This window comes from Arthrobacter sp. 4R501, from assembly GCF_002929755.1.
In the GTDB taxonomy this organism is placed as follows: Bacteria; Actinomycetota; Actinomycetes; order Actinomycetales; family Micrococcaceae; genus Arthrobacter.
Window position 1 is genome coordinate 25,250 of sequence record NZ_PJIW01000022.1, and the last position, 13,159, is coordinate 38,408.

Below are 13,159 nucleotides of genomic sequence, written 5' to 3' on the forward strand. Positions count from 1 at the left end.
AGCGCGAATACTTCACCACTGACCAACGATCGGCACTATTCTGAAAATGCCGAAACTTCAAAGGAGACCATGACCAGCCAGCCCAACACCGGTTCCGATCCAGCAGCCCAGGACATGAGTCCCGAGGAGATCCAAGCTGTCATCGACCGGATTCTCGCCAAGGACGTACCGGCCAGGAACGTCACCGCCGCAGACGGTGACAAGGCCGTGTTCGGCAGGGCTCAGGCGATCTCCCGCCTGGACGACGAACACACCAGCTACGACGGCGACCAGCAGGACCGGGAGGAACGCCGGGCACTGAAGCGCGTGGCCGGGCTGTCCACGGAACTCGAAGACGTCACCGAAGTCGAATACCGGCAACTGCGCCTCGAACGTGTGGTGCTGGCCGGGCTATGGTCCGAAGGCACCTTGGCGGACGCGGAGAATTCCCTGCGTGAGCTCGCCGCCCTCGCCGAAACAGCAGGCTCGGAAGTCCTGGACGGGATGGTGCAGCGCCGTGCCAAACCGGACCCGGGCACGTTCCTGGGTTCCGGAAAGGCCCTTGAGCTCAAGGAAATCGTGATGTCCACCGGGGCTGACACCGTTGTGGTGGATGCCGAGCTGGCACCGTCCCAGCGGCGTAGCCTTGAGGACATCGTCAAGGTCAAAGTCATTGACCGCACGGCCCTGATCCTGGACATCTTTGCCCAGCACGCCAAGAGCCGTGAAGGCAAGGCCCAAGTGGAACTGGCGCAGCTCGAATACCTCCTGCCACGACTGCGTGGCTGGGGTGAATCGATGTCCCGCCAGGCCGGTGGCCAGGTGGGCGGCGCTGGCGCCGGCATGGGTTCGCGCGGACCCGGTGAAACGAAAATCGAACTGGACCGCCGCCGGATCCGGACCCGCATGGCCAAGCTACGGCGGGAGATCGCGGCGATGAAGCCGGCACGGGAAACCAAACGGGCCAACCGCCGTCGTAATTCAGTGCCTTCCGTTGCGATTGCCGGGTACACCAACGCCGGGAAGTCATCGCTGCTGAACAGGCTGACCGACGCCGGCGTGCTGGTGGAGAACGCGCTCTTCGCCACCCTGGATCCCACCGTGCGAAAGGCCGAAACCTCCGATGGCCTCGGCTACACCCTCGCGGACACCGTGGGGTTTGTCCGGTCGTTGCCCACGCAGTTGGTGGAGGCCTTCCGTTCCACGTTGGAGGAAGTGGCTGACGCGGATCTGATCCTGCACGTGGTGGACGTGTCCCATCCGGACCCGGAAGGCCAGATTGCTGCAGTCCGCAAGGTCTTCAGCGAAGTGGATGCCCGCAAGGTGCCAGAGATCATTGTCCTGAACAAGGCCGATGCCGCTGATCCGTTTGTGGTGGAGCGCCTCAAGCAGCGCGAGCCGCGCCACGTGGTGGTCTCGGCCCGCACCGGGCAGGGGATCGCCGAACTGCTGCGGGCCATCAGTGACGGGATTCCGCGGCCCGGCGTGAAGCTGGAGCTCCTGATTCCCTACGACCGCGGTGACCTGATCAGCAAACTGCACGAGACCGATGCCGAGATCCTGAGCCTGGATCACGGCGAGCACGGTACCCGCGCCTTGGTAATGGTGCGCGAGGGCCTTGCGGCTGAACTGGAATCCTTCATCAACCATGACTGAGGTTGCGGCGGGGGAAGTCAAAGGTACGGCCGGCGAGGAGTTCGTGATCGAACTGCTCGACCGCGCCGTGGCCGGCATGGGCGGTCAAAGCCGCAGCGGGCAGCACGAAATGGCCAGGCAGGTGGCCAAGGCCATCGAAACCGGCGACCACCTCCTGGTTCAGGCCGGAACGGGGACCGGAAAGTCCCTGGCCTACCTGATTCCGCTCATTGCGCACTCGCTCGTGAGCAACAAACCCACCCTGGTGTCAACGGCCACGCTTGCGCTGCAGACCCAGATTGTGGGCCGCGACCTTCCCCGGCTGCTGAAGACCATCACCCCTGCCCTGGACCGCCCGGTCAAGGTGGCCCTGGTCAAGGGCCGCTCCAACTATGTGTGCCAGCACAAGCTCGAAGGCGGGTTCCCCTCCGAGGAACCCGCCGAGGGCCAGCTGTTCTCCCTCGGCGAAGACACCAGCGTCCCGCATTTCGCCGCTGCCTTGGGCGGGCAGCCGTCCCAACTCGGCAAGGAAGTGGTGCGACTGCGCGAGTGGGCGGAGAAGACCACCACGGGCGACCGTGATGAACTGCTTCCCGGAGTAACAGACCGGGCCTGGCGGCAGGTTTCAGTGACGTCCATGGAATGCCTTGGGGCCCAGAAATGCCCCATGGCAGCCGAATGCTTCAGCGAACTGGCGCGCCACGACGCCGCCGAGGCCGACGTTGTGGTCACCAACCATGCCATGCTCGCCGTCAGCGCCTTTGAAGGCCTGGCAGTTCTTCCCGAGTACGACGTTGTGGTGGTGGACGAGGCCCACGAACTGCAGGACCGGGTCACCGGTGCGGTGTCGGGGCAACTCTCCGTGGCAATGGTCCACGCTGCGGCGTCGGGCGCACGGAAACACACGGCCATCACCGTGGATGCCCTCAACGCAGCTGCCGCCAACCTGGAACTCGCCCTGGACGGCGTGCCCAACGGGCTGCTCCCGAATGGCCTCAACGACGAACAGCTGGATTGTGTGGACCAGTTGCGTGAGGCCTGCCGCGCTGCACTGTCCGATTCCAAGGGGGACGGCAGCCAAACGGCCGACGGCGGGCGGCAGCTCGCGCGCTCACGCCTGATGCTGATCCTCGAACTGTGCGAGCGGCTGATCGTGGCCCGTGAAAACCGCGAAGTGGTGTGGTTTTCGCGCGCAAGTTCCTTCGATCCGCAACAGGGCTATGCGCAGCCCGACGAGTCTGCGCCGGTCCTGGTCAACATCGCGCCGCTTAGCGTTGCCGGCAAGCTCCGCGAAGGGCTGTTCGCCGGCCACACGGTTGTCCTGACGTCGGCAACCCTGGCCATCGGCTCAGCCTTTGAACCGACCGCCGGCGGCTTGGGACTGGTGGGGGAGGGCGCGCCCAGCTGGAGCGGGATCGATGTCGGATCGCCCTTTGACTATCCCAAACAGGGGATCCTCTATGTCGCAGGGCACCTCCCCAAGCCAGGCCGCGGGGCGTCGCCGGAGGCCCTCGATGAACTTGAGGCGCTGATCCGCGCGTCCGGCGGCGGCGCCCTGTGTCTGTTTTCGTCCCGTCGAGCCGCCGAGGAGGCCGCTGAAGCGATGCGTCCCCGGCTTGGCCTCAGCATTCTCTGCCAGGGCGACTCCACCATGACGGCCCTCGTGAAGCAGTTCGCGGACGAGCCCGATACCTGCCTGTTCGGCACCATGTCCCTGTGGCAGGGTGTTGATGTTCCCGGTGGATCATGCCGGCTGGTGGTGATCGACCGCATTCCGTTCCCACGGCCGGATGACCCGCTGATGACGGCACGGTCCCGCGCCGTTGCGCAGGCCGGCGGAAACGGCTTTATGGCGGTATCGGCGACCCAGGCGGCCATCCGCCTGGCCCAGGGCGCGGGAAGGCTGATCCGTTCCACCGGAGACAAAGGCGTGGTGGCCGTGCTTGATTCCCGGCTTGCTACAGAACGCTACGCCGGATTCCTCCGCGCCGCTCTGCCGCCGTTCTGGCCCACCACGGACCGCAAAACGGCGTTCGCCGCCCTGGAAAGGCTGGCCCGGAAGGGCGCCTGACTGCGCGCAGTCCTATAGCGACCGGAGGACCGAGACGACCTTGCCCATGATTGTGGCGTGATCGCCCAGGATGGGCTCGTACTGGGTGTTCTGCGGCAACAGCCACGTGTGGCCGTCGCGCTGGCGGAAGGTCTTGACGGTGGCTTCGTCGTCCAGCAGGGCCGCGACAATATCGCCGTTGGAGGCGTCTGCCTGCCGGCGGACCACTACCCAGTCGCCGTCGCAGATGGCAGCATCCACCATGGAGTCGCCGGCCACGCGCAGCATAAAGAGCTCGCCCTGGCCCACGAGCTGACGGGGCAGGGGCATCACATCTTCCACCACCTGGTCAGCAAGGATGGGCCCGCCGGCCGCGATCCGGCCCACCAACGGCACCATGGCGGTGTCCATGGCAGAGGGAAGTTCGGTGACCGTCCCGCCGATGCCGTGCAGGAGTGAGGGCTTGGTTGTCCCGTTCGACTTAGTGGACCCGCCGTCAAGCGTCAACGGCATCAGGACTTCCATGGCGCGCGGACGCTTGGGGTCCCGGCGCAAGTATCCCAGCTTCTCCAGCTGTGAGAGCTGGTGGGTCACGCTCGACAAACTCGCCAGGCCCACGGTGTCACCGATTTCACGCATCGACGGCGGATAGCCGTTGTCATTCACCGAGCGCTGGATGGTTTCAAGGATCTTCTTTTGGCGGGCGGTGAGCCCCTTGGGGGTTCGTGGGGGCTGGCGGCGCTGCGGTGTCGCCTTGCCCTCGGCGGCTGGTGCTGCCATTTTCGCCAATGCCTTTCGGTTGCCCGGCTCCGCTCCGGCCGCTGGTGCCTGGAACGCCCCGGGGCTGGTGTCGGAGTTGATTGTCAGACCCTGCTGATCAACTACAGAGGTGGTTGTTCTTTGATCCAAACGTAGGCCAGCCACAGGGCTTTTTCAAACATTTGTTCTAGCGAGTCTCGACAATATTCGTTGATAAGTGCTAAAAATGAAGAAGCAAAGTTCGAACATGTGTTCTACTCGTTGCTTGCGGATTCGAATATTCGAATTTATGGACGGCTCAGGCCGGTGCCGGCAAGTGGACGCGGAGGGCGCGCCGGGCAGCACAGTATGGTCCAGGAGGGCTCATTTCATGTCAGCTATATCTGCTTCGCAGGACTCGCGTCCGCAGTTAATTTCCGTGCAGGACCTCACTTCGCGGCAGTGGTCCGCACCCGTTTCGACGTCGGGTTCGGCGCCAAGGCAGCGCAGGGAACCGTTGCCGCCGCTGCGCCTGACCCGCAGGGGCCGGATTGTCCTCATCGGCATCCCGCTGGTGATCCTTGCCGCAATCCTGCTTTCCCTGGCTGGTTTCCTCAACGCCCCGGCAAGGGCCGCCGATTCTGCCGCCGACCTGTCACTAACGCCAACAGTCTCGGTCACGGTGCAGGCCGGCCAGTCACTCTGGGCGATTGCCAGTGCGGTGGCGCCCGAGCGTGATCCCCGTGATGTCATCGCGGATATTGCCCAGTTGAACAACCTTTCCGCCGGGGGCGTTGTCCCCGGACAGCAACTCTTCGTCCCCATCAGGTAAACAGCCTGCAGGCTCGGGCGTGTGCCGCCGCAGGCCGTCACATTTTCCGGCCGTCTGCTTCGGACCTAAACTGTTCAGGTGAATGACCAGCTAGAGCGTCTGAACAGACTTCCCCTCCGGACCAACCTCCGCGGACTGACCCCGTACGGTGCCCCGCAGCTGGATGTACCTATCCTGCTGAACGTCAACGAAAACACCCATGGCGTCCCGGCGGACGTACGTGCCGCGATCAGCGTGGCCGTGACGGAAGCCGCGGCGGGCCTCAACCGCTACCCGGACCGAGAATTCACCGAACTCCGGGAAGCGCTGGCCGAGTATCTCGGCCACGGTCTGGATGCGACCAACATCTGGGCGGCCAACGGCTCCAACGAGGTCCTCCAGCAGATTCTCCAGGCTTTCGGCGGGCCCGGGCGCGCGGCGCTGGGATTCCCGCCCACGTACTCCATGTACCCGCTCCTGGCCAGCGGCACGGACACCGGGTACCTCGTCGGGCAGCGGGCCGACGATTACGGACTCAGTGCCGAATCGGCCGCGTTGCAGGTCAAAGAGCTTCAGCCCAACATCGTTTTCCTCTGCTCGCCGAACAATCCCACCGGCACGGGCCTGGGCCTGGATGTTGTGGAGGCCGTGTACGAGGCCGGCGAGGCCAGCCAGACCATCGTCATCGTTGACGAGGCCTACCACGAGTTCGCCCACGACGGAACGCCCAGCGCCCTTACGTTGCTGCCCGGCCGGGAGCGCCTCATTGTGTCCCGCACCATGAGCAAGGCGTTCGCCCTCGCGGGCGCCCGCCTGGGCTACATGGCCGCCGCTCCTGAAGTCACGGACGCTCTGCGCCTGGTTCGGCTGCCGTACCACCTTTCGGCCATCACCCAGGCAACAGCCCTCGCCGCCCTGCAGCACCGCACTGCGCTGATGGCCGACGTCGAGGACATCAAGGAGCAGCGCGACCGCATCGTGTCCGAGCTGACGCGAATGGGACTCAAACCTGCCGCCTCCGATTCGAACTATGTCTTCTTCGGCGGCCTCGACAGCCCCCATGACGTCTGGCAGCGGCTGCTGGACGACGGCGTACTCATCCGCGACGTCGGCATCCCCGGCCACCTGCGTGTCACGGCGGGAACTGAGACGGAGACCACAGCCTTTCTGACGTCGCTGGAACGCATCCTGGCCAGCCAGGCCAGGCTGCCCGCCTAAACTTGAAGTATCGGCGCCGCCGCGCGCCGGCACATCTCCTTCGCTTTCGCACCACTGACTTCGCCTAAAGGACATATGACCATGAGCTTCACCGGATCGAACGCTGCCGCGCCCCGGACCGCACGCATGGAGCGTGCCACCAGTGAATCGTCAGTGCTCGTGGAGATTAACCTCGACGGCACGGGCGTTTCGGACATCGACACGTCTGTCCCGTTCTACGACCACATGCTGACGGCGCTCTGCAAGCACTCGCTCATTGACATGACGGTCAAAGCCACCGGTGACATCCACATTGACGTCCACCACACGGTGGAGGACGTCGCCATCACGTTCGGTGAAGTTCTGCGCACTGCCTTGGGAAACAAGGCCGGGATCCGCAGGTTCGGCGAGGCCACCGTGCCCCTCGACGAAGCCCTGGCGCACGCCGTCGTCGACGTCTCCGGCCGCCCCTACCTGGTGCACGGCGGAGAGCCTGCCGGGCAGGAGTACCACTTGATCGGCGGCCACTTCACGGGGTCATTGACCCGCCACGTCTTTGAGGCCATCACGCTTCATGCCGGCATCTGCCTCCACATGAACGTCATCGCGGGCCGCGACCCGCACCACATTGTGGAAGCGCAGTTCAAGGCCTTCGCCCGCGCCCTGCGTGCTGCGGTCGAGCCCGATCCCCGCGTGGAGGGAATCCCCTCCACCAAGGGTGCCCTGTGAGCGGCCAAATTCTCCGGGACGGCGCCGTCATTGATCCGGCCACCGGCAAGAAGCCTGTGTCGCCCGAAGGCAAGCCCACGGTCACTGTCCTGGATTACGGTTCGGGAAACGTCCGGTCCGCCGTGCGCGCCCTGGAGCGGGCAGGAGCCGAGGTCATCCTCAGCTCCAAGCCGGCGGACGTGCTTAATGCCGACGGCTTGGTAGTACCCGGGGTCGGCGCGTTCGAGACTGTGATGCGCGAGCTCAAGGCCGTGGACGGCATCCGGCTGATCGGCCGGCGCGTGGCCGGGGGCAGGCCGGTCCTGGCAATCTGCGTGGGCCTGCAGGTCCTGTTCGAGGCCGGGGTGGAGCACGGGACAGAAGCTGAAGGCATGGGGGAGTGGCCGGGCAAGGTGGAACTCCTTCCCGCCGAGGTGGTGCCACACATGGGCTGGAACACGGTTGACGTTCCGGAAGGATCCAAACTCTTCGCCGGCGTCGCGGACCAGCGCTTCTACTTCGTTCACTCCTATGGTGTCCAGGACTGGAACTTCGACGTGATCCAGCCGCGGATGACTGCGCCCCTGGTGACCTGGTCAGAGCATGGCGCGCGCTTTATTGCCGCAGTGGAGAACGGACCGCTCTGCGCTACCCAATTCCACCCGGAAAAATCCGGCGACGCCGGTGCACGGCTGCTGCGCAACTGGGTGGACGGCCTTCGCAAGCCAGCTGCCACGGACGCCGCCTAGATGTGGTCGATTGTCCTGATGGGCCTGGCTGGCCTCTTGGTGGGCGGCGCACTGTCCTTCAGGCAGCAGCACAAACCGCTCTGGACCCAGGTGGGCTTCTACGTCCTGGCCGGGATGGCGCTGCTGGCCGCCTACCTCCTGACGCTTCCTGGAACATAGCTCACACATTCAACAGTTCCGCTTCCACGAGCAACCCAACACCCAAGAGGATTTGAGATGACCACCGCAACTGATCTGCCGGTTCTTGAACTGCTGCCCGCCGTCGACGTCGTAAACGGACAGGCCGTGCGGCTGGTCCAGGGGGAGGCCGGTAGCGAGACGAGCTACGGCACACCGCTGGAGGCAGCCCTCAACTGGCAGGAGCAGGGCGCCGAATGGGTGCACCTGGTGGACCTTGACGCCGCGTTCGGCCGGGGGTCGAACGCCGAGCTGCTCCGTGAAGTGGTGGGCCGGCTCGACATCAAGGTGGAGCTCTCCGGCGGACTCCGGGACGACGAATCCCTCGAGGCGGCGCTGGCCCTTGGCGTGGCCCGCGTTAACCTCGGCACGGCGGCGCTGGAGAACCCCGAGTGGACCCGCAGTGCCATCGACCGCTTTGGCGACAGGATCGCCGTCGGCCTCGACGTCCGCGGAACCACCCTGGCAGGCCGCGGCTGGACCAAAGAAGGCGGCGACCTCTGGGAGGTCCTGGGCCGGCTCGAAGAAGCCGGGTGCTCCCGGTACGTTGTCACTGACGTTACGAAAGACGGCACACTGCAGGGCCCCAACGTTGAACTCCTGCGCCAGATGGTGGAGAAGACCGGCAAGCCGGTGGTCGCCTCCGGCGGCATCTCCAGCCTGGACGACTTGAAAGTGCTGCGCTCCCTGGTGCCGCTGGGCGTGGAAGGCGCGATTGTTGGCAAGGCGCTGTACGCCGGTGCCTTCACGCTCCCCGAAGCCCTCGACGTCGCCGGCCGCCGCTAGGCAGTTTCCGTGGACAGCACGCACAACGCCGATCCGGCTGCGGAATCGCCGCCGCCGCGCCATCTGCCCGGACACATTGCGGCGGCTTTGGCGGGCGCGGGCGGCCGTACTGACTCGGCCGGCCAGCCGTGGGAAGGCCGGAGCCTCGCCGGGGACGACGGCAGGATCCATAATTTCGAGGACGACGACGGAACGGCCGACGCCGGCTACCTCGCCGCCGTTGCGGCCCTGGTTGACGGCAACGGCGACGAAGCGGCTGTGGTGGCCTCGCTGGCCACCGCCCGCGTCTTTATCCCGATCATCGCCCAGCTCGGCGAGGAAGCGGCCGGCGTCGACGGCCTGACGTCGGACAAGCAGGCGGACATGGCGCTGGTCACCCTGAAGGCCGCCGACGGCCGGACGGCCATGCCGGCCTTTACCTCGGCCGAGGCCTTGGCTGCCTGGCATCCCGAAGCCCGGCCGGTGGCGGTATACGCCGCCCGGGCTGCCCTCTCAGCCGTGGCCGAGGGGGCCGAGTTACTGGTGTTCGATCCAGGCTCGGAGCTCACGTTCGTGGTCCGGCGGCCCGCCGTTTGGGCGCTGGCCCAGCAACGGGAGTGGATCCCTTCCTACACAGATGCGGCGTTGGCAGCCGAGATGGCGGAGGCAACGGCCGCCTTCCCTGCGGTGCGCAAGCTTGCCCTCCTCCCGGGTTCCGGCGTCGCCGTCCTCTCCGGTAGGGGTGCCAGGCTCTCCGGGGGCGGTGCCGGGCCGGAACTTCAGGTGCTGCTCCACCTTGAGGATGGGTTGGACGCTCCGGCAGTCCAGGAGCTGGTGTCCGGCCTCCAACAGGCATGGTCCCGGAATGTATTGTTTGGAGAGCGTGTTGACTCGATCGAAATCAAGTTGCGGCGCGCAGCACAATAGCTGACGGTTGGCGCGGAGATCCCGGGCTGCCGCGGGCAGACCCAAAGGATTTTCCGTGAACTTCGCTCTTTACCGGGAGCTGCTGGCCCACCGGCCCATCCGGCGGCTGCTGCTGGTCGGCATGATCGCCCGCATCCCCCACTCCGCGGCAGGCCTGCTGCTGACCTTGCATATCGTCCTGACCCTGGACCAGGGGTACGCAGCAGCCGGCGCCGCAGCGGCTGTTATGACCATCGGCATTGCCGTTGGCGCACCTTGGCGCGGCAGGCGCGTGGACACTGTTGGCCTGCGCCGGGCGCTGATTCCGTCAGTGGTGTCAGAGGTCCTCATTTGGTCCATGGTGCCGCACGTATCCTACCAGTGGCTGCTTCCGCTGGTGTTCGTCGGCGGCCTGCTGACGTTGCCGATCTTCAGTGTGATCCGCCAGTCCCTGGGCGTCCTCGCGGACGGCGACCAGCGGCGGACCGCTTTTGCGCTGGACTCGATCGCCACGGAGATGGTGTTTATGATCGGGCCTGCCGCCGGAGCCGTTGTGGCCACCAGCGGCTTCACCGTTCTGGGGCTCACCGTGGTGGGCGTTTCGACGTCACTGGCCGGATTGTTCCTCATGTGGTTCAACCCGCCCACCCGAAGTGCCTCGCAGACTGAGGAGTGCCAGGCCGACCAGCGCCACGCCGCGGCAGTGGCTGTGGTTTCCGCCGCACCGGCACACCTCCAGGAAGCGGCGGCAGACCTCGTCCCGGCCGGGGCAGAACGCACCCGCAGCGGGCCGGCGGGGCTGCGCGGCAAGGTGGCCCACAACTTCGCATGGCTCACGGCCACCGTAGCGGCGGTATTCGCCGTGGCGGCTGGAACCGGCATGGTGCTCAGCGGCACGGACGTTGGCATTGTTGCTGCCTTGGAAACAGGCGGGCACCAGGGCGAAATCGGCATTGTGTTCCTCTTTTGGTGCGCCGCATCGGTGGTGGGCGGACTGGTGTACGGGGCCATGCACCGTCCAGTTTCGCCGATCCTGCTGCTGCTGGGGATGGCGGCCCTGACTATCCCGATGGGTTTCGCCCAGGACACCTGGACGCTGGCCTTCGTCTCGATCCTTCCGGGCCTGTTGTGCGCCCCCGTCCTGTCGGCCGCCTCCGAACATGTGGCAGACCTGGTGGCGGAGGACCGCCGCGGCGAGGCGATGGGCTGGTACGGCTCTGCGCTGACTGCCGGGGTGGCGCTCGGGGCGCCCCTTGCCGGGATTTTCATCGATGGGATGGGACCATCCGGCGGATTTGTCTCCGTGGGCGTGGCCGGAGTTCTGCTCTGCCTGGTGGGACTACTGCTCCAGGCCCACCGACGCCGCCGCGCTGCCGTCTGACGCCGGCCTCCGGAGTTATTATCCAGATATTTCGCCTTTCCAGGTGCGGAAGTCCCGTTATCTGGACAAGAACAAAGTGGAACACGACGGCGGCGGAGGGTCCGTGTGGACCGTCCGCCGCCGTCGTCGTACTTTGTGAAGTTCTTGCTGGTTGGTTCTAGTTGACGGCGCCCGTGTACTTTTCGCCCGGGCCCTTGCCCGGGGCGTCCGGAATGAGGGACTCCTCGCGGAACGCGAGCTGCAGGGAACGCAGGCCATCGCGCAACGGGCCGGCGTGCTGGGATCCGATTTCGGGGGCCGCTGAAGTCACGAGTCCGGCAAGGGCGGTGATGAGCTTGCGGGCCTCGTCCAGATCCTTGAGTTCCTCTGCATTGTCCTCGGCGGCGAGGCCCAGCTTGACCGCTGCCGCGCTCATCAGGTGCACGGCGGCGGTGGTGATGACCTCGATGGCCGGCACCTCCGAGATATCACGGATTTGCTGGGTCACGTCAGCCTTGGCGTCCGAGGCCTCGAAAACGTGTGAATTACTGTCTGGGGTGCTCATACTGGTAAGCTTGTCACAGACCGACTGGATGTCGTTATTTTTCTGTGGAAGGTCCCACCAACGCTTAGCTGCGTTAGGCGGGATTTGTTCTGTAGAATGACATGCAGTTTGCAAGCGGAGTACTCTCCCACCCGCGTCAGCCGTTTTCCCACCGGAAGCAATTCCGCCAGGAACCAAGGTTGCCGGGTACCGGTCGGACAGTTCCATCAGGCGTTGAGCCTGGGGAAGTGCGCACAGCCTTTACGAAGGATCGTGCATCCGACCTTCGAGGCCTTCGATTGCTCCGGCAATTGGGGGCCTTCTCTATTTGCCGGTGGAATGCCACATCAATCACAGGAGCTTTAACATTAGCGAGCCAAGAATCAATGAGCGTATCCGCGTCCCCGAGGTGCGGCTGGTCGGTCCTGCAGGTGAACAAGTAGGAATCGTCCGTATTGACGATGCCCTGCGTTTGGCTGCCGAGTCCGATCTTGATCTCGTTGAAGTTGCACCGCAGGCCAAGCCTCCGGTGTGCAAGCTGATGGACTTCGGCAAGTACAAGTACGAGGCCGCCGTCAAGGCACGTGAAGCACGGAAGAACCAGACCAACACTGTTCTGAAGGAAATCCGCTTCCGCCTCAAGATTGACACCCACGACTACGAGACCAAGCGCGGCCATGCACTGCGCTTCCTCGGTGCCGGTGACAAGGTCAAGGCCATGATCCAGTTCCGCGGCCGTGAGCAGCAGCGTCCGGAAATGGGCATCCGCCTGCTCCAGCGCTTCGCTGACGATGTCGCCGAAGTGGGCGTTGTCGAGTCCAGCCCCCGTATCGATGGCCGCAACATGGTCATGGTTGTGGGCCCGCTGAAGAACAAGGCCGAAGCCAAGGCTGAGGCACGCCGCGCATCACAGCGTGCAGAGGCCAAGGCGCAGAACGAAGCGAAAGCTACGGGTGGCGGCCGCATCGACGTCTCCGGCGACGACCAGGCACCGCTCACGCAGTCGCTGGCTGACCTTCTTCCGGAAGGTTTCGCCATCACCACGGTGCCGGAAACCGAAGCTCCGGCACAGTCTGAAGCACCTGCTGAAGCCGCTCCGGAAGCCGAAGCCCCTGTCAAGGAAGCGCCGGCGAAGGAAGCTCCCGTCAAGGAAGCCGCCGCGAAGGAAGCTCCTGCAAAGGAAACCGCCGCCAAGGCAGCACCCGTGAAGGAAGCCGCCGTCCAGGAGGCGCCCAAGCAGGCTGCCCCGAGGGCCGCTGCTCCCAAGCGTGAGGCTCCCAAGGCAGCCCCGGCACCCGTCAAGGCTCCTGTCGCTGCCAAGCCCGCCGAAGTTGCGGCTCCGGCAGCTCCGAGGCCGCCGGTGCCGATGCCTAAGCCGATCGCCCGGCCGGCAGCGCCGAAGCCTGCTGCAAGGCCTGCCCCCAAGGCAGCTCCGAAGCCGGCTGGCAAGAAGACTACCTAGTTCAAAGCTGCGGGAGGTTATCCTCCTGCAGTACGCAACCAGCATGCCGCCTGCAGGGGCGGCTGCTCGAAAGAACTG

The 13,159-nt window shown here is 65.4% G+C and carries 12 protein-coding genes and 2 pseudogenes; 11 read left to right on the forward strand and 3 right to left on the reverse strand.

The window, feature by feature from the left end:
- Positions 1-69 precede the first annotated feature (69 nt).
- Both hflX and CXR02_RS18825 read left to right on the forward strand, forming a co-directional pair.
- The gene (hflX, locus tag CXR02_RS18820) at positions 70-1,635 is read left to right on the forward strand and encodes a GTPase HflX (RefSeq protein WP_104063410.1); all 1,566 of its coding nucleotides are present in this window, start codon (positions 70-72) and stop codon (positions 1,633-1,635) included.
- Positions 1,628-3,685, forward strand: coding sequence for an ATP-dependent DNA helicase (locus CXR02_RS18825; protein WP_104063371.1), 2,058 nt, complete (start codon positions 1,628-1,630; stop codon positions 3,683-3,685). Before hflX ends, CXR02_RS18825 begins: the two co-directional genes overlap by 8 nt.
- Before the next feature lie 12 nt (positions 3,686-3,697).
- Here the strand turns inward: CXR02_RS18825 and lexA are convergent, their stop codons facing one another.
- Positions 3,698-4,444 carry a transcriptional repressor LexA gene (gene lexA, locus CXR02_RS18830; protein WP_104063372.1) on the reverse strand — a complete coding sequence of 249 codons (747 nt, stop codon included), beginning with the start codon at positions 4,442-4,444 and terminating at the stop codon, positions 3,698-3,700.
- 349 nt (positions 4,445-4,793) lie between these two features.
- On the opposite strand from lexA, the gene CXR02_RS18835 reads away from it, so the two are divergent.
- From CXR02_RS18835 to CXR02_RS18865, 8 genes are all read left to right on the forward strand, one after another.
- Entirely contained in the window at positions 4,794-5,234 is a 441-nt protein-coding gene (locus tag CXR02_RS18835) for a LysM peptidoglycan-binding domain-containing protein (protein ID WP_104063373.1), read from the forward strand.
- Positions 5,235-5,312: 78 nt separating this feature from the next.
- A complete protein-coding gene (locus tag CXR02_RS18840; RefSeq protein ID WP_104063374.1) occupies positions 5,313-6,431 on the forward strand; it encodes a histidinol-phosphate transaminase in 1,119 nt (372 codons plus the stop codon).
- An 81-nt stretch (positions 6,432-6,512) separates the two neighbouring features.
- Positions 6,513-7,139 (forward strand): imidazoleglycerol-phosphate dehydratase HisB, encoded by a 627-nt coding sequence (hisB, locus tag CXR02_RS18845; protein WP_104063411.1) that lies wholly within the window; start codon positions 6,513-6,515, stop codon positions 7,137-7,139.
- Positions 7,136-7,867, forward strand: coding sequence for an imidazole glycerol phosphate synthase subunit HisH (hisH, locus tag CXR02_RS18850; protein ID WP_104063375.1), 732 nt, complete (start codon positions 7,136-7,138; stop codon positions 7,865-7,867). The genes hisB and hisH overlap by 4 nt, the downstream gene beginning before the upstream one ends.
- An 18-nt stretch (positions 7,868-7,885) precedes the next feature.
- Positions 7,886-8,026 carry a hypothetical protein gene (locus CXR02_RS22475; RefSeq protein ID WP_181037290.1) on the forward strand — a complete coding sequence of 47 codons (141 nt, stop codon included), beginning with the start codon at positions 7,886-7,888 and terminating at the stop codon, positions 8,024-8,026.
- A gap of 57 nt (positions 8,027-8,083) precedes the next feature.
- Positions 8,084-8,830, forward strand: coding sequence for a bifunctional 1-(5-phosphoribosyl)-5-((5-phosphoribosylamino)methylideneamino)imidazole-4-carboxamide isomerase/phosphoribosylanthranilate isomerase PriA (gene priA, locus CXR02_RS18855; protein ID WP_058929461.1), 747 nt, complete (start codon positions 8,084-8,086; stop codon positions 8,828-8,830).
- 9 nt (positions 8,831-8,839) lie between these two features.
- On the forward strand, positions 8,840-9,736 hold the full coding sequence (locus CXR02_RS18860) for an SseB family protein (RefSeq protein ID WP_104063376.1): 897 nt from the start codon (positions 8,840-8,842) through the stop codon (positions 9,734-9,736).
- 55 nt (positions 9,737-9,791) lie between these two features.
- Positions 9,792-11,096, forward strand: a complete 1,305-nt coding sequence (locus CXR02_RS18865; protein ID WP_104063377.1) for an MFS transporter — start codon at positions 9,792-9,794, stop codon at positions 11,094-11,096.
- Between the two features lie 157 nt (positions 11,097-11,253).
- On the opposite strand, the gene CXR02_RS18870 is transcribed toward CXR02_RS18865, so the two are convergent.
- Entirely contained in the window at positions 11,254-11,640 is a 387-nt protein-coding gene (locus tag CXR02_RS18870; protein ID WP_104063378.1) for a DUF1844 domain-containing protein, read from the reverse strand.
- A 313-nt stretch (positions 11,641-11,953) separates the two neighbouring features.
- Here CXR02_RS18870 and infC point away from each other — a divergent pair.
- Positions 11,954-12,478: pseudogene (infC, locus tag CXR02_RS23295) on the forward strand (translation initiation factor IF-3); the annotation flags it as partial.
- Positions 12,479-12,777: 299 nt separating this feature from the next.
- Here infC and CXR02_RS23300 read toward each other — a convergent pair.
- Positions 12,778-13,068 (reverse strand): annotated as a pseudogene (locus CXR02_RS23300) (hypothetical protein); the annotation flags it as partial.
- Positions 13,069-13,159: the final 91 nt, after the last annotated feature.